Genomic DNA, 16,460 nt, shown 5'->3' with positions numbered 1-16,460 from the left:
GTCGACGATCTGCGCGTGTACGCCTCGGCGCTCGGGCAGGAGGCCGTCCGCGCCCTGGCGGACCAGCCGGACGGTTAGAGAGGGCAACCCAGTGGCCTGGAAGGCGAGGAGCCGAGGCCCTCTCGCAGTCAGTCCGGCTTATGGGCGTCTTGCAGCCGGGCAGAGCGTGACCGTCCATGTGCACGTCTCACGGGGGCAGAAGTCCCACGGAGAAAGCACAGTCACGTTCCGACCCGGCGGGCCTCTGGTCCACGTCACGTGGCGGCCTGCGCTCAGCACCTGACGCCCGGCGACTGACCTTCCTCCGTTGCGGACCGCCACCGCGTGGCGTTTCTACCTGCCTTTTCCCGAGTCAACTACGCTTCGTAGCTGATCATTTGCGCTAGGCGGTAACGCGGGCGGGGAGGACGTGATCATGGCACCTGGCGCACCCGAGCTACGTCGCCGTCGCGTGACCCTGCCTTCCGCCGGCAGGGCACTGCGGTTGGTCACTCTCACCTCCGGCTTCGCGATCGGCATGAGCGTGCTGGTGCCGGGCGCGTCCGCCCGCCCGTCCGACCCGCCCGGCCCTAGCGCGAAGGACGTCGAACGGAGCGAACGCGACGTCAGGGAGCAGGCGGCCGAGGTCGGGCGGACGAAGGCCATGCTCGCCCAGGCCGACGGCGAACTCGACAGGCTCGCCGTCACCGCAGAGGCCGCCGTGGAGCGCTACAACGGGGAACTCGTGCAACTGCGGCGCGCGCAGGAGACGTACAGGGACGTCCAAGGGAGGCTCGCCGAGGCGGACCGGAGAGTGGAGCAGGCCAGAGCCGAACTGGCGGCGTTCGCCGCGCAGGTCTACCAGGACAACACCGGCTACGACCCGATGTCCTCGGCGGTCGCGGGGGAAGGCGGGCCCCAGGGCTTCATGGACCGCGCGGGCATGGTGAAGATGCTCGCCGAACGGCGGACCGCCATGTTCCGCCGGGTCGAGGCCTCCAAGACGGTTGCGGACGTCTTCCGCCGCCAGGCGAAGACCGCGCTGGACGAGCAAGGCGCAGCCACGAGGCGCGCCGACGAGGCCAAACGGCTCGCACAGGACGCTGTGGCCACCCAACAGGAGGCCGTCCAGCGCATCGAGACGGATAAGCGCCGTCTGGAACACAAGCTTGGTAAGGCCCAGGCGCATGCTGCGGAAGTCAAGCGCGCGCGGGAACGTGCGCGGGAACGAGCGCGGGAGAAGGCGCAGACGCGCAAGTTCCGTTCGGATTTCCCCGTTCCGAAGGAGGTGCCACCAGAGGCGCGCGGTGCCATCGCGGTCGAGGCGGCGCTCAAGTGGCTCGGCACGCCCTACTCCTGGGGCGGGGGCGACATGGACGGGCCGACCTACGGCATCGATCAGGGCGCCGGGACGGTCGGCTTCGACTGCTCAGGCCTGACCATGTACGCGTGGAACAAGGCGGGTGTGCGGCTCGACCACTGGACGGGCACCCAGTGGACGTCCGGACCGCACATTCCCATCAGCAGACTGCGCGCAGGTGACCTGGTCTTCTTCGCGACCAATCGCTCCGACCCCGCCACGATCCACCACGTCGGGCTCTACCTCAGCGATGGACGCATGGTGGAAGCGCCCTACACCGGTGCACGGGTGCGCATAGCGAGCATCCACCGGCACGACCTGATCGGTGCCACACGCCCTGCGGGCTGATAGAGCCCAACCCCCGTACAAAGCGAGAACCCTCCTGCAGGAGTCCTACAGAAGGGTTCGTCGCGAGCGTCGCGTGGGCGGCAGGGAGCGGGTCGGTGCCGTCCGCGACTCCGCACGGCCCGGCCGGCCGCACGGGCCGGAGACGGCTCAGTGGCCGCCCTGGTCGGAGGCGCGCTTGAAGGAACGCTCGATCTCCTGCTCGGCCTCCACGCGGCCCACCCAGCTGGCGCCTTCGACGGACTTGCCGGGCTCCAGGTCCTTGTAGACCTCGAAGAAGTGCTGGATCTCCAGCCGGTCGAACTCGGCGACGTGGTGGATGTCGCGCAGGTGCTCCATGCGGGGGTCGGTGGCGGGGACGCACAGGACCTTGTCGTCGCCGCCGGCCTCGTCGGTCATGCGGAACATGCCCACGGCGCGGCAGCGGATGAGGCAGCCGGGGAACGTCGGTTCCTGGAGCAGGACCAGGGCGTCCAGGGGGTCGCCGTCCTCGCCGAGGGTGTCCTCGACGAAGCCGTAGTCGGCCGGATACTGCGTGGAGGTGAAGAGCATGCGGTCGAGCCGGATGCGGCCGCTCTCGTGGTCCACCTCGTACTTGTTCCGCTGACCCTTCGGGATCTCAATCGTGACGTCGAAATCCAAGATGTCCTCCGCTCCCTGCGCGCTCGCAGTGAATAGTCTTTCGGGAGCCTGTGGGCGAGGCCGGCACCACAGGTGAGTGTTCCCCTGTATAAGGATGTCGCACGTTGGTGAGTGCTGAGTGGGAGAGGGGCGGTCACGTGCCTGGACGGGGCCGGGCCCTCGCAGTCCTGTCGCTGTCCCTCCTTAACGTTTTCGCCGTCGCCGCAGGTCTGGCAGTGGTGAAACTCACACCCGACCGCCGCCTGTCGCCGCAACCGCCCAGCGTGGCGGCGCGCGACCTGGTGCGGATCGCGCCGTCGTCCGCCGCGATCCCCGCCGCGGAGCCCGGGTCGGGCCGTCCGCCCGACCCGTCCGCCCTGGCGGGGCGGCTGTCCGCGCTGATCGGGGGACCGCAGGCGAAGATAAACGCGGTGGTCGTCGACGCGGAGACCCGGCGGCCGCTGTACGAGCTGCGCGCCGGGCAGCCCGCCACCCCGGCCTCGACGACGAAGCTGGCGACGTCGGTGGCGGCGCTGGCCTCGGCCGGGCCGGGCCACCGGATCACCACCCGGGTCGTGCGCGGCGCCGGCGACGGGATCATTCTGGTCGGAGGCGGGGATCCTACCCTGACGGCGTTGCCGCCGCGTGCCGGAGCCGACCACCCGCCCTATGCGTCGCTTGCGGATCTCGCCCGCCAGACGGCTGCGGCCCTGAAGACGTCTGGCACGGGCCAGGTGCGCGTGGACTACGACTCGTCCGCCTACCAGGGGCCCCGAACGGCTGCGGGTTGGAAACCCAACTATCTGCCCGACGGCGAGGTGGCGCCTGTCAGCGCCTTGACCGTCGATGAGGGACGTGTAGCGCCATCGGACCCGTCCAGCAAGACACGGGTTTCGGACCCGCCTTCCGCTGCGGCCAGGGAGTTCGCGCGCCTGCTGTCCAAGAACGGGGTCAGTGCCAGGGCCGGACGTTCGACCATCGCTGGTAAGGGGGCTGCGCAACTCGGCGCCGTCCAGTCGCCGCCGTTGTCCGCGCTCGTGGAGCATCTGCTGACCGACAGCGACAACGACGTGGCCGAGGCGGTGGCCCGCCAGGTGGCCATCAATCTGGGACGTCCCGCGACATTCGCCGATGCCGCGCAGGCCGTCCGGCAGGTTCTCGCTGGGTTGGGCGTGGCCGAGGGAGTCTCGGTCAACGACGGCAGTGGGTTGTCGCCGCTCAACCGCATCTCGCCCATCGCGCTGGCCCGGATCGTCTCTCTCGCCGCGGGCGGAGACCATCCGAAGCTGCGCCCGGTCATCACCGGCCTGCCCATCGCAGGGTTCTCCGGGACGTTGAGCCCGCCCCGCTACACCGTCACGGCCAGCCAGGGAGGCGCGGGGATGGTGCGCGCCAAGACCGGCACCTTGGCGGGCGTCAGCACCCTGGCCGGACTCGCCTACGACGCGGACGGGCGCCTGCTCGCCTTCGCGTTCATGGCAGGAGATGGCAAGGGACCGGTCGACCCCGGCAAGCTCGACCAGCTCGCCGCAGCGGTGGCCACCTGCGGATGCGGCTGATCTGAGGCCCCACACCCGAGCCGCGGCGCGGGTGTGGGGGCGCCCGTACGGGAGATAACCAGAACGGTTGTTCGTTGAACGACCAAGCAGGGCGCTCCGGCGCCGCGTTCCGAACGTACGGTGGTGACATGAGCGCCTCAATGATCGACTGGAACCTGGCGGTCCAGGCCGGCACCCGGCTCGTCAGGCCCGGGCCGCAGGTCACCCATGCCGAGGCCCGTGAGGTCGTCAAGGAGCTGCGCGACCTGTCGAAGATCGCCCACGGGCACGTCCGGGACTTCACCGGGATGGCGTCCGAGCTCGACCCCGACCCTGCGACGATCGTGGACAGGCCCGGCTGGATCCGTGCCAACGTGGACGGTTTCCGGGTGGTGCTGGAGCCGCTCATGGAGCAGATGTCCGCGAAGGGGAACGGCGGCCCCCTCGGTGGGGCGGGCAACGTCGTCGTCCAGGCGGTCGGTTCTCGCGTCACGGGCATGCAGGTGGGCGCCATCCTGGCGTACATGGCGAGCCGCGTCCTGGGGCAGTACGAGCTGTTCCTGCCGCCGGACCCGTCCGGGCGTGCGCCGACAGGGCGGCTGACTCTGGTCGCGCCCAACATCGTCCATGTGGAGCAGGAGCTCGGTGTGGAGTCGCGTGACTTCCGCCTCTGGGTCTGCCTGCACGAGGAGACGCACCGCGCCCAGTTCACCGGCGTCCCCTGGCTGCGCGAGTACGTCCAGGACCAGATGACCAAGTTCCTCCTCGCGTCCGACCTCGACCCCGGCATGATGCTGGACCGCATCCGGGACGCGGCCGAGGCCGTCGCCGACGCCGTACGCGGCGGTGACTCCAACCTCATCGACGCGATCCAGACGCCTGAGCAGCGGGAGATCCTCGACCGCCTCACCGCCGTGATGACGCTTGTCGAAGGGCACGGCGACTACGTCATGGACGCCGTGGGCCCCGAGGTGGTGCCGTCCGTCCAGCAGATCCGGTCGCGTTTCCAGGGACGGCGCTCGGGCGGCTCCAAGCTCGACAAGACGATCCGGCGCCTGCTCGGCATCGACCTGAAGATGAAGCAGTACGCGGAGGGGTCGCGGTTCGTGCGGAGGGTCGTCACCGAGGTCGGTATGAGCGGCTTCAACCAGGTCTGGCAGTCGCCGGAGACGCTCCCGAGCCACGACGAAATCAAGGAACCCACGCTGTGGATGAGCAGGGTCGTCGGCACACGCGCCATCGATGCTCCGCCGAAGGCCAACGAGGCCTGACCCACAGCGACCCTGAGGCTTTGCCCGCCTTGGGCGTGCGACGCCGTGTGATGGTAGACGTTTGCCATGGGCCCTGATCCGGCTGTGGCAGCGGTGCGTCTCGCGGTGCGCCGGGTGCTCGCCGACGTGCCTGAGGGCGCGATGGTGCTGGCCGCATGCAGCGGGGGCGCTGATTCGCTGGCGCTCGCTGGGGCGCTGGCCTTCGAAGCGCCCAGGGCAGGGCGTCGGGCCGGAGGCATCACCATCGACCATGGCCTGCAGGACGGCTCGGACAAGCGTGCCGACGAGGTGGTCCGAACCATGGTCGGCCTTGGTCTCGACCCAGCGGGATCTGTCGCGGTCACTGTCGACGGACCAGGCGGCCCAGAGAACGCAGCCCGGGACGCCCGATACACAGCCCTGGACGGTGCCGCTCATCGATTCGGCGCTACGGGCGTCTTGCTTGGTCACACGCAAGACGACCAAGCCGAAACCGTCCTGCTCGGGCTGGCGCGTGGTTCGGGGGCCCGCTCGCTGGCCGGCATGCCCGCCACTTTCAGACGCTCCAGTGGCGTCCTCTACCTAAGGCCCTTGCTGGGACTGGATCGCGCCACCACGCGCCGCGCCTGCAAAGCCATGGGCCTGGACCCCTGGGACGACCCCCACAACATCGACCGTGCCTTCGCGCGCGTGCGCGTCCGGCACGAGGCCCTTCCCGCTCTGGAGGAGGCGCTCGGCCCGGGAGTGGCCGAAGCACTGGCGCGGACGGCGAGGATGCTGCGCGACGACGCCGACGCCCTAGACGAGATGAGCGCTCGCGCCTACTCCGACTTGGAGGCCTCCGAAGACGGTTACACGGTGGCGGTCCGCCTGGAAGGGCTCGCAGGGCTGCCCAGAGCCGTCCGCACCAGGGTGCTGCGGACGGCGGCGGTCAGGGCCGGCAGCCCACCGGGTACGCTCGCGGCGGTCCATATCGATGCAGTGGATCGGCTGGTCACGGCCTGGCACGGCCAGCGGCACGTGGATCTGCCCGGGGGGCTGCGCGCCTTCAGGAGGTCTGGAAAGCTGCTGTTCGGCCCGGTTTGACGTCGCGGTGTGTGCGGATCATCACGTGCCGCGTCCGCCGCGCACTGCCCGAACGGCGCGCGGCGGTGTCCGTCCGACGTCCGTCCCACCGGACGGGCGAGGTCTGAGCTATGAGGTGGGGTTGTGGACGAGAAGGACCTGGGCAACGACCTGGCGAAGGTGCTGATTTCCGAGGACGACCTGCAGGCCAAGGTGCGCGAGCTCGCTTCGCAGATCGACGCCGACTACGCGGGCAGGGACCTGCTGCTCGTCGGGGTCCTCAAGGGTGCCGTCATGATCATGGCCGACCTGGCGCGGGCGCTGCACTCGCCCGCCTCCATGGACTGGATGGCCGTGTCGTCCTACGGCTCGGGCACGAAGTCCTCCGGCGTCGTCCGCATCCTGAAGGACCTCGACACCGACATCCTCGACCGGCACGTCCTGATCGTGGAGGACATCGTCGACTCGGGCCTGACGCTGTCGTGGCTGGTGAGCAATCTGCGCTCGCGCAACCCCGCCTCGCTGGAGATCTGCGCGCTGCTGCGCAAGCCGGAGGCCGTCACGACCGAACTCGACGTGAAGTACATCGGCTTCGACATCCCGAACGAGTTCGTCATCGGCTACGGGCTCGACTATGCGGAGCGGTACCGGAACCTGCCCTTCGTCGGGACCCTGGCCCCGCACGTGTACGGCGGGGACGGAGCCTGAGCGTCCAGGAGGTTGCCGGCAGGTGCGGGGAGGCCCGGATCGCCCGGACATGTCCACGCCGGCCGGAGGCGCACCAACGCCCCCAGGGAACAAGGGACCGTGACGAATCGTTGCAAAGGTCGTTGACGGGTATAGGCAAGGGATGCGGGAGAACGGCGTCGGCTGCGTCTCCTACGCCTGCGGTGTACCGTCGGTGTCCCGGACCCTGGGTTCGGGAAGCCATATGAGGGAAGCCGCCACGGTGGGACCGGAGCCCCGGGCGACGGGCCTTCCCGTTGGTCGCATTGTTGGTCGCAGTGGCGTCCGTCCCCAGGGACGGGCGAGGATCGCACACAGAGTTGGTCAGGAGGGACGGGCCCCTACGGGGTAACCGGATAAATGGACGTGAAGCGCTATTTTCGCGGGCCGCTGCTGTGGATCCTGCTGTTCGGCCTCTTGGTCGCCCTCGTCATGTGGGGCGTCAACCCCGGCCGTTCGTTCGAGAAGGTCGACACATCCAAGGTCGTCCAGGAGATCAACGCGGGCCAGGTGAAGTCCGCCAAGATCATTGACAAGGACCAGCGGATCGAGCTGACGCTCACCAACGGCAAGCAGCAGCAGGCCTCCTGGGTCGAGGGCCAGGGCCTCCAGCTGCAGCAGCAGCTTCAGAACCAGGCCAACGCCGGCAAGCTGTCCGGCGGCTACAACGTTGATGTCCCGAAGCAGAGCTTTTTCCTGAACCTGCTGTTCAGCCTGCTGCCCATCGTGGTCATCGTGCTGATCTTCCTGTTCATCATGAACCAGATGCAGGGCGGCGGCTCGCGGGTGATGAACTTCGGCAAGTCCAAGGCCAAGCTCATCACCAAGGACACCCCGAAGACCACCTTCGCCGACGTGGCCGGGGCCGACGAGGCCCTGGAGGAGCTCGAAGAGATCAAGGACTTCCTGCAGAACCCGGCGAAGTTCCAGTCCATCGGCGCCAAGATCCCCAAGGGTGTGCTGCTGTACGGCCCGCCCGGCACCGGCAAGACGCTGCTGGCGCGCGCCGTCGCCGGCGAGGCGGGCGTGCCGTTCTACTCGATCTCCGGCTCGGACTTCGTCGAGATGTTCGTCGGCGTGGGCGCGTCCCGGGTCCGCGACCTGTTCGAGCAGGCCAAGACCAACGCCCCCTCGATCATCTTCATCGACGAGATCGACGCCGTCGGCCGGCACCGCGGCGCGGGCCTCGGCGGCGGCCACGACGAGCGCGAGCAGACCCTCAACCAGCTGCTGGTCGAGATGGACGGGTTCGACGTCAAGGGCGGCGTGATCCTGATCGCCGCGACGAACCGTCCCGACATCCTCGACCCGGCGCTGCTGCGTCCCGGCCGCTTCGACCGCCAGGTCACCGTGGACCGTCCCGACCTGGAGGGCCGCAAGGGCATCCTGCGCGTGCACGGCCGCGGCAAGCCGTTCGCGCAGGACGTCGACCTCGACGTGATCGCGCGCCGCACGCCGGGCTTCACCGGCGCCGACCTGGCCAACGTGATCAACGAGGCGGCGCTGCTCACCGCGCGCTTCGACCGCAAGCTGATCGACATGGACACCCTGGAGGAGTCCATCGACCGCGTCATGGCCGGTCCGGAGCGCAAGACCCGGGTGATGTCGGAGAAGGAAAAGAAGATCATCGCCTACCACGAGGGCGGCCACGCCCTGGTGGCTCACGCGCTGCCGAACTCCGACCCGGTGCACAAGGTGACGATCCTTCCGCGCGGACGGGCCCTGGGTTACACCATGACCCTCCCGATGGAGGACAAGTTCCTCACGACCCGTTCGGAGATGACCGACCAGCTCGCCATGCTGCTGGGCGGCCGCACCGCCGAGGAACTGGTCTTCCACGAGCCGACCACCGGCGCGGCCAACGACATCGAGAAGGCCAGCTCCATCGCCCGCAACATGGTGACCGAGTACGGCATGAGCGAGCGCCTCGGCGCGCGCAAGTTCGGCACCGGGCAGGGCGAGGTCTTCCTCGGCCGCGACATGGGCCACGAGCGCGACTACTCCGAGGACATCGCCTCCGCGATCGACGACGAGGTCCGGCGCTACATCGAGGGCGCGCACGACACCGCGTGGGAGATCCTCGTCGAGTACCGGGACGTCCTGGACGAGCTCGTCGTCAACCTGATGGAGAAGGAGACGCTGTCCAAGCAGCAGGTGCTGGAGATCTTCGCGCCGATCCAGAAGCGGCCGCACCAGAACTCCTACACCGGCTACGGCAAGCGCCTCCCGTCCGACCGCCCGCCGGTGCTCACGCCCAAGGAGCTGGCCCTGCTCGGCCCGCAGGACGTCGCCGACCTGACCAAGAACAACGGCCAGAGCGGCGTCACCTCTGAGGCCGTCGACCCGGCCCCGGGCGAGAGCTGACGGCCTTGGCGATCCCGTACGACGAGGCGCCGATCGAGAACGACCCGCCGGGCGAGACCCTGCACGGCGGGCGTTTCGACCACGCGCGCATCGAGAAGGCCGTGCGCGAGATCCTGATCGGCATCGGGGAGGACCCCGAGCGCGACGGGCTGCGCGACACCCCAGCCAGGGTGGCGCGCGCGTACGCCGAGCAGTTCGCGGGCCTGCGCCAGAAGCCCGAGGACGCGCTCACCACGGTGTTCGACGCCGACCATGAGGAAATGGTCCTGGTGAAGGACATCGAGGTGTACTCCGTTTGCGAGCATCACCTGGTGCCTTTCCACGGGGTCGCGCACGTGGGCTACACGCCCAACAAGAAGGGCCAGATCACCGGTCTGTCGAAGCTGGCGCGGCTGGTGGACGTGTACGCCCGCCGGCCGCAGGTGCAGGAGCGCCTCACCAGCCAGGTGGCCGACGCGATGATGACGGTGCTGGAGCCCCGCGGCGCGATCGTGGTGATCGAGGCCGAGCATCTGTGCATGACGATGCGCGGGGTGCGGAAGCCGGGCGCCAAGACGGTGACGTCGGCGGTGCGCGGCGACTTCCGGGACCACCCCGAGACGCGGTCCGAGGCGATGAGCCTGATTCTCGGCCGCTGACGGGCACTCGGGCTCCTTCGAGTCCGCCTGAACGTCTGAACGGGCCTCAGCGTCAAGCTGAGGCCCGTTCTGCTGCTTCCGGAGAGGGTATGCCGGACGGATGAGGCGGTTGGAGGGCCGCTCCGGCGGGTCGATCGCAAGGCATAGGGTTGGGTGACATGACCAGTGCCGCCGTTCCGGGGCTGCCCGAGCCAGGGCGGTGCCTCGTCATGGGCGTGGTCAACGTGACCCCCGACTCCTTCTCCGACGGCGGAGCCTGGTTCGACCCGGAGAAGGCGGTCCGCCACGGGCTCGATCTCGTGGGCGAGGGCGCCGACATCGTGGACGTGGGCGGCGAGTCGACGCGGCCCGGTGCGCAGCGTGTGTCCCAGGAAGAGGAACTGCGCCGCGTGGTTCCGGTCATTGAGGCGCTCGTGGCCGAGAACGTCCCCGTGAGCGTCGACACCATGCGCGCCGAGGTCGCCGAGGCCGCGGTCGGCGCGGGCGCGCGGCTGGTGAACGACGTGAGCGGCGGCTTGGCCGACCCGGATATGCCGCGCGTGGTGGCCGCCGCGGGCGTGCCCTACGTGGTGATGCACTGGCGCGGCCACAGCCATGACATGTACAACCGCGCCATCTACACGGACGTGGTTCGTGAGGTGCGCGACGAACTGCTGCACAGGGTCGACGCCGTGCTGGGGGAGGGCGTCGATCCGTCGATGATCGTGCTCGACCCTGGGCTGGGCTTCGCCAAGAACCCGGAGACGGGGCACAACTGGTCGCTGCTTGCCCATCTCGACGCGTTCACTGGTCTCGGCTACCCCGTCCTGGTGGGCGCGTCCCGCAAGGGGTTCCTGACGCGGCTCCTTGCGGAACCGGACGGGACGCGCCGTCCGTTCGGCGAATGCGATGACGCGACCGTGGCCATCACGTCTCTCGTTGCGGCCGCCGGGGCATGGTGCGTAAGGGTGCACAGGGTCCGGCCCAACGCGGACGCGGTACGGGTGGCGGCCGCGATGCGCGGGGCGCGTCTGGCCGGCCCCGACAGCGTGAGCCAGGAAAGCGCGAGCAAAGGCAGTGCTATCAAGGACAGCGCTACCAAGGACAGCAACGACGACGCCAGTAACGACGACGGGAGTCCCCGCCTATGAGCCGTGCCGTGAACCGCGCCGACGTGGACGAGGTCCATGCCGAGTTCTACGCCGCGTTCGAGGCCGGTGACTTCGACCGCATGTCGGCGGTCTGGGCGGACGGCCCGTACGCCGACGGCGTCTCCTGCGTCCACCCCGGCTGGACGATGCTGCGGGGACGAGAGGCTGTCCTGCGCTCGTGGGCGCTCATCATGGCCAACACGTCCTACATCCAGTTCGTGCTCACCGACGTGGAGACGGACGTGTACGGCGACCACGCCGTGGTGACGTGCAAGGAGAACATCCTGACCGCCGACGAGGACACCGAAGCAGGGTTCCTCGCCGGTGGAAGCATCGTGGCGACGAACGTGTTCGTACGGGCGGGTGGGGAGTGGCGGCTTCTGCTTCACCACGGCTCCCCCGTCCTCAACGTCGTGGATGCAGAGGAAGAATGACTCTCGACCGCATCGAGTTGCGCGGGCTTCGGGCGCGGGGCCGCCACGGGTGCCTGCCTGCCGAGCGCGACCTGGGCCAGGAGTTCGTCGTGGACGCCGTCCTCGGCCTCGACACGCGCCCCGCCGCGGAAGGCGACGACCTCTCGCGTACCGTCGACTACGGAACGCTCGCCGGCCGGCTGGTCGCCGCCGTGGAGGGGGAGCCCCTGAACCTCCTGGAAACGCTGGCCGACCGGCTGGCGAAGATATGTCTGGAAGATCGACTGGTGTCCGAGGTCGAGATCACCGTCCACAAGCCGAGCGCCCCGATCCCGCACCCCTTCGCCGACGTCGCCGTGAAGATCACGAGGAGTCGCCCATGACAGCGTCCGACCGCATGCCCGACCGCACCGCCACCGGTGGGCACATGCTGGTCCAGCACCGTGTCGTGTTCTCGATCGGCAGCAATCTCGGGGACCGGCTGGACAACATCCAGGAGGCGGTCGACGCCCTGTTCGACGCGCCAGGGCTGAGTTTCGTGGCGTTCTCCCCGGTCTACGAGACCGCCCCCTATGCGCCGCCCGGGGAGAGCATCCCGGAGCAGGGCGACTTCCTGAACATCGTGCTCATCGCCGACACGCGGCTGCCCCCGGAGAACCTGCTGGAGCGGGTCCTGAACATCGAGAACTCGATGCGCCGCGAACGCCTGGTCCGCTGGGGTCCCCGCACCCTCGACATCGACATCGTGACCTTCGGCGACATCACGTCCGACGACCCCGATCTGACGCTCCCGCACCCGCGCGCGCACGAGCGCGCGTTCGTCCTCGTCCCGTGGGCCGACATCGAGCCCGACGTGCTGCTGGCCGGGCACGGTCGCGTGGGAGACCTGGCCGAGGCCAAGCAGGCGGAGGGCGGCCCGTCGGCGTGCCGCCGGCGTGACGACCTGGTTCTGCAGCAGCCTGCATGAAGCCGTCCCGCCCCCTGTTCCTCGTCGCCCTCGTGGTCGTCATAGGGGTCATCACCTGGGCGGTGCTGCGTTCTGCCTACCTGTCGCTGCCCCCGCTGCCGTGGACCGCTGTGCCGACGCTGCTGCTGCTCGCCCTCGGTGAGGCCTTCACAGGGTTGAACGTCCTGCGCCGCATTCGCCGCAAGCCCTCCAGCGGACGCGCGGCGGACTCCGCCCGCAAGCCAAGGCAGAAGCCGCTCGATCCACTCGCGGTGGCGCGCCTGGCGGCCCTGGGGAAGGCCAGTGCGCATTCCGCGGCGGTCATCGCGGGCGTGTTCGGCGGCTTCGCCGTCAGCCTCTCCGCGTCGCTGGAGAAGTCGACGCCCCGCCACGACTTCTTCGTGAGCGGCGGCACCTTCCTCGCGGCCATCGTGCTGGTGGCGGCGGCGTTCTTCCTGGAGTACGCGTGCCGGGTTCCGAAGGGACCGGACGACGAGCAGCGCGACCAACCCGGCGCGTCCCGGGCCTGAGGTCCGTCGGGGGTCGCGGTGCCGGGTGACTTGCGGGCTTCGCGCTACTTGTCGATGTCGCCGACGACGAAGAACATCGAGCCCAGAATGGCGATCATGTCGGCGACCAGGGTGCCGGGCAGCAACTCCGCGAGCACCTGGATGTTGTTGAAAGACGCGGACCGCAGTTTCATCCGCCACGGTGTCTTCTCGCCCCGCGACACCAGGTAGTACCCGTTGATGCCCAGCGGGTTCTCCGTCCAGGCGTAGGTGTGTCCCTCCGGCACCTTCAGAACCTTCGGCAGCCGTTGGTTGATGGGGCCGGGCGGGAGGTCGGCGAGGCGGTCCAGGCAGGCGTCCGCGAGGTCCAGGGAAGCATGCACCTGGTCGAGCAGGCATTCGAAGCGGGCCAGGCAGTCGCCCTCCGACCGGGTGACCACGCGGACGTCCAGTTCGCCGTAGGCGAGGTAGGGCTCGTCCCGGCGCAGGTCGAAGTCCACGCCGGACGCGCGAGCGATGGGCCCGGACACCCCGTACTGCAGGATCTGCTCCTGGGTGAGGACGCCGACCCCCCTGGTACGGGCCCGGAAGATCTCGTTGCCCATGATGAGGTCGTCGATGTCGCCCATGCGGGCGCGCACCTCGGAGACCGCCGCCCGCGCGCGCGCCGCCCAACCGGCGGGCAGCTCGTCCTTCAGCCCGCCGACACGGTTGAACATGTAGTGCATGCGTCCACCGGAGATCTCCTCCATGACGCGTTGCAGGACCTCACGCTCGCGGAACGCGTAGAAGATCGGGGTGATGGCGCCCACTTCCAGCGGGTAGGAGCCCAGGAACATCAGGTGGTTGAGGATCCGGTTCAGCTCTGCCAGCAGCGTCCTCGCCCACACCGCGCGTAGGGGGACCTCCATGCCGAGCATGCGTTCGACGGCCAGAACGACGCCGAGTTCGCTGGAGAACGCCGACAGCCAGTCGTGCCGGTTCGCCAGGACGATGATCTGCCGGAAGTCGCGGACCTCGAACAGCTTCTCCGCTCCCCGGTGCATGTAGCCCACGATGGGCTCCGCCGCCGAGATGCGTTCGCCGTCCAAGGTGAGCTTCAGCCGGAGCACGCCGTGCGTGGACGGGTGCTGGGGGCCGATGTTCAGGGTCATGTCCTCGGTGGCGAGCTCTTTGGCGCCCGCACCGATCCCGACGATCCGTTCGGTGGTCATGGTCGCGCCTCCGCCACTCCGATCACTGCTTCATGGTCCCATGGCGAGCGGTAGTCGTTATCCGATTGACTAGGGGGCAATGAACGCGAGCCACGGCGAACCGCCGTTCGATCCCGCCGCGCATCCCGGACAGCAGGGCGCGGTGCGTCCGCCCGTGCCGTCCGGTCCGGGCCACGGCGGTCAGCCACCTGGTCAGGGCCAGACAGGGGCACCATACCCGCCGCAGCAGGGGCCGCCCGTCTACCAGGCGGACCAGGCCTTCGCGCCTGGTGCCGGCCTTCACTGGTCGCCCATCTCAAAACGCCATGCCTGGCACAGGCTTCTCACCGCGGTCCTGTGGGCGATTCCCGTGGGTGGCGTTGGCGCTTTCATCGTGTGGAGGAACGGCACCGTGGTCGCGGCGTCCATGTGGGTCGTCGCCGTCGTCCTCGGGGTCATCCTCACCTGGGTCGTCGCGGAGCTGGACCGCAGGGCCTACGGCTACGCCGAGCGTGGCGACGACCTCATCGTGACCCACGGCGTCCTCGTCCGGCGGCTCATCGTGGTCCCGTACGGGCGGATGCAGTTCGTGGACGTCACCGCCGGGCTTCTGGAGCGGTGGATGGGTGTCGCCACCGTCCGCATGCACACCGCCGCCGCGGCTACGGACGCGACGATTCCGGGACTGCCCACTGCGGAGGCCGCGCTCCTGCGTGACCGTCTCGCGCAGAAGGGCGAGGAGCGGGGCATGGGCCTATGAGCGGCCCTTACGGCCCGTATGGCCCGCCTGGACGATCCGGCCCGCCCGGCCCGCCTGGCCCGCCTGGCCCGCCTGGACAACCGGGCCCGCCCGGACCGCCTGGACCCGCGGGCCCCTATGGTCGCCCTGCGGGGCCGCCCTACCCGCCGCCCCGTCCCGGGTTCGGCCCGCCACGTCCGCCGTATGCGTACGGACCGCCCCAGGCGCAACGCCCACCGATCCGCTTCTCGGAGGGCACGCACAGGCTCCACTGGGCAACGGCCCCGCTTCGCGCGTTCGTCTTCCTCATCATCTACTTCGTCCTGCTCGGCTTCCCTCTGCTGCTGACCCAGACCAGCAGTGGCATCACCCTGGCGCTCACGCCGGAGGTGATCCTGAGGTTCATCCTCGTGACCATCCCCATGGGACTGATCGCAGTAGGAACCGGCCTGTGGACCTGGCTTGCCCTGCGTTTCCGTGTCGACAACGACGACCTCGTCGTCGAAACCGGCATCCTCCGTAAGAACGCGCGCCGCATCCCGCTTTCGCGGGTCCAGGCCATCGACGTCGTGCGTCCGCTGGTGACGCGGGTGTTCGCGCTTTCTGAAGTGCGCGTGGAGCTGGCAGGGGGCGAGCAGAGCGAAATCGCCCTCCGCTACCTGGGCCGGCAGTCGGCGCAACAGCTGCGTGCCGAACTCCTCGCCCGCGCGGCCGGGCTCCCGGGCCAAACTCCGGAAGCGCCTGAACGGCACCTGTGGCGCGTACCGTTCGGCACTCTGCTGGGGTCGCTCATCGTGCGGCTGCCCGTCCTGGGGACGGTGCTGCTCTTCCTCGCGTCGCTCATCTTCCTGGTGATGTACGCGGAGGGCGGCATCCTGGCCGTCACCATCCCGGTCCTGCTCGGCCTCATCCGAGCCGTGATCGCACCTCTGGTCATGTACGCCAACTTCACGGTCGCGATGTCACCGGACGGGATCCGCCTGCGCTACGGCCTGCTGGAGACCCGGATGCAGACGCTTCCGCCTGGTCGCGTCCAGGCCGTCAGCATCGTCGAACCGTTGATCTGGCGGAGCCTGGGCTGGGCCCGCGTCGACGTCACCGTCGCCGGATACGCGGGCGAGCGCCAAGCGCTCTCGTCGACCCTTCTCCCCGTCGCGCCGCGCCAAGTCGCCATGCACCTCGTGTCGCAGGTCTTCCCGGGGACGCAGGTGGACTCGGTCGCTCTCGTCCCCGCGTCGTCCAAGACCGTGTCGATCGAGCACGCGGACGGCGCCGGCACCGACGACGTGGTCTTCGTGACCCGGCACGGATGGCTCTGTCGCCGCACGGATGTGATCGCTCACGCGCGTGCGCAGAGCGTTCGGCTGACCGTGAACCCCTTCCAGCGCCTGCTGGGCCTGGCGACCGTCCACGTGGACGCGCCTCCGGGGCCGGTCCAGGTGGCCGCGGCGGACCGCGAGCTGGGCGAGGCCCGCGCGATCGTGGAGTCCACCGTGAACCGAGCCCTCGCCGCCCGCCGCGCCGGTGGCGGCGACCCCACCCACTGGGCCCGCTGACGACTTATCCACAGGATCGCGTTCTCCTCCCGCGCCCCCCGGCGTCCTCCGACGATGGAACACGTCGGCCCGCCCGAGGGGGGAGGGC

The 16,460-nt window shown here is 69.5% G+C and carries 16 protein-coding genes; 14 read left to right on the top strand and 2 right to left on the bottom strand.

Annotated features, from left to right (window positions below):
* Window positions 1-451: 451 nt before the first annotated feature.
* On the top strand, window positions 452-1,687 hold the full coding sequence (locus tag AB0C69_RS20700) for an NlpC/P60 family protein (protein ID WP_360355751.1): 1,236 nt from the start codon (window positions 452-454) through the stop codon (window positions 1,685-1,687).
* 147 nt (window positions 1,688-1,834) lie between these two features.
* Here the strand turns inward: AB0C69_RS20700 and AB0C69_RS20695 are convergent, their stop codons facing one another.
* The gene (locus AB0C69_RS20695; RefSeq protein ID WP_179837865.1) at window positions 1,835-2,326 is read right to left on the bottom strand and encodes an inorganic diphosphatase; all 492 of its coding nucleotides are present in this window, start codon (window positions 2,324-2,326) and stop codon (window positions 1,835-1,837) included.
* A gap of 218 nt (window positions 2,327-2,544) precedes the next feature.
* Between AB0C69_RS20695 and dacB the strand changes: the two genes are divergently transcribed.
* The 11 genes from dacB (at window position 2,545) to AB0C69_RS20640 (ending at window position 12,905) form a co-directional block, all read left to right on the top strand.
* On the top strand, window positions 2,545-3,864 hold the full coding sequence (gene dacB / locus AB0C69_RS20690) for a D-alanyl-D-alanine carboxypeptidase/D-alanyl-D-alanine-endopeptidase (protein ID WP_360355747.1): 1,320 nt from the start codon (window positions 2,545-2,547) through the stop codon (window positions 3,862-3,864).
* A gap of 140 nt (window positions 3,865-4,004) precedes the next feature.
* On the top strand, window positions 4,005-5,114 hold the full coding sequence (locus AB0C69_RS20685; RefSeq protein WP_345179798.1) for a zinc-dependent metalloprotease: 1,110 nt from the start codon (window positions 4,005-4,007) through the stop codon (window positions 5,112-5,114).
* Window positions 5,115-5,180: 66 nt separating this feature from the next.
* Entirely contained in the window at window positions 5,181-6,179 is a 999-nt protein-coding gene (gene tilS / locus AB0C69_RS20680) for a tRNA lysidine(34) synthetase TilS (protein WP_360355744.1), read from the top strand.
* 123 nt (window positions 6,180-6,302) lie between these two features.
* A complete protein-coding gene (gene hpt / locus AB0C69_RS20675) occupies window positions 6,303-6,866 on the top strand; it encodes a hypoxanthine phosphoribosyltransferase (RefSeq protein WP_345179751.1) in 564 nt (187 codons plus the stop codon).
* A 378-nt stretch (window positions 6,867-7,244) separates the two neighbouring features.
* Window positions 7,245-9,248 (top strand): ATP-dependent zinc metalloprotease FtsH, encoded by a 2,004-nt coding sequence (gene ftsH, locus AB0C69_RS20670; protein ID WP_345179752.1) that lies wholly within the window; start codon window positions 7,245-7,247, stop codon window positions 9,246-9,248.
* Window positions 9,249-9,280: 32 nt separating this feature from the next.
* On the top strand, window positions 9,281-9,886 hold the full coding sequence (gene folE, locus AB0C69_RS20665) for a GTP cyclohydrolase I FolE (RefSeq protein WP_345179801.1): 606 nt from the start codon (window positions 9,281-9,283) through the stop codon (window positions 9,884-9,886).
* 158 nt (window positions 9,887-10,044) lie between these two features.
* Window positions 10,045-11,016: a dihydropteroate synthase gene (gene folP / locus AB0C69_RS20660; protein ID WP_360355741.1), complete on the top strand. Its 972-nt coding sequence runs from the start codon at window positions 10,045-10,047 to the stop codon at window positions 11,014-11,016.
* Window positions 11,013-11,450, top strand: a complete 438-nt coding sequence (locus tag AB0C69_RS20655) for a nuclear transport factor 2 family protein (protein WP_141580195.1) — start codon at window positions 11,013-11,015, stop codon at window positions 11,448-11,450. The genes folP and AB0C69_RS20655 overlap by 4 nt, the downstream gene beginning before the upstream one ends.
* A complete protein-coding gene (gene folB, locus AB0C69_RS20650; protein ID WP_185028816.1) occupies window positions 11,447-11,812 on the top strand; it encodes a dihydroneopterin aldolase in 366 nt (121 codons plus the stop codon). The genes AB0C69_RS20655 and folB overlap by 4 nt, the downstream gene beginning before the upstream one ends.
* A complete protein-coding gene (folK, locus tag AB0C69_RS20645) occupies window positions 11,809-12,396 on the top strand; it encodes a 2-amino-4-hydroxy-6-hydroxymethyldihydropteridine diphosphokinase (RefSeq protein ID WP_360355737.1) in 588 nt (195 codons plus the stop codon). Before folB ends, folK begins: the two co-directional genes overlap by 4 nt.
* Complete coding sequence (locus tag AB0C69_RS20640; RefSeq protein WP_360355734.1) at window positions 12,393-12,905, top strand: DUF3180 domain-containing protein; 513 nt, start codon at window positions 12,393-12,395, stop codon at window positions 12,903-12,905. Before folK ends, AB0C69_RS20640 begins: the two co-directional genes overlap by 4 nt.
* Before the next feature lie 44 nt (window positions 12,906-12,949).
* Here AB0C69_RS20640 and AB0C69_RS20635 read toward each other — a convergent pair whose 3' ends face one another.
* Window positions 12,950-14,098, bottom strand: coding sequence for an NADH-quinone oxidoreductase subunit D (locus AB0C69_RS20635; protein ID WP_360355731.1), 1,149 nt, complete (start codon window positions 14,096-14,098; stop codon window positions 12,950-12,952).
* 391 nt (window positions 14,099-14,489) lie between these two features.
* Between AB0C69_RS20635 and AB0C69_RS20630 the strand changes: the two genes are divergently transcribed.
* Window positions 14,490-14,837, top strand: coding sequence for a PH domain-containing protein (locus tag AB0C69_RS20630; protein WP_345179764.1), 348 nt, complete (start codon window positions 14,490-14,492; stop codon window positions 14,835-14,837).
* Between the two features lie 389 nt (window positions 14,838-15,226).
* Window positions 15,227-16,372 (top strand): PH domain-containing protein, encoded by a 1,146-nt coding sequence (locus AB0C69_RS20625; RefSeq protein ID WP_360355727.1) that lies wholly within the window; start codon window positions 15,227-15,229, stop codon window positions 16,370-16,372.
* The last annotated feature ends 88 nt before the right edge of the window (window positions 16,373-16,460 follow it).

Origin of the sequence: Actinomadura sp. NPDC048032 (genome assembly GCF_040653175.1) — a bacterium.
GTDB classification, from domain to species: Bacteria; Actinomycetota; Actinomycetes; order Streptosporangiales; family Streptosporangiaceae; genus Spirillospora; species Spirillospora verrucosospora.
The sequence above is the reverse complement of the archived record's forward strand: the minus strand, read 5'-3'. Positions and strand labels throughout refer to the sequence as shown.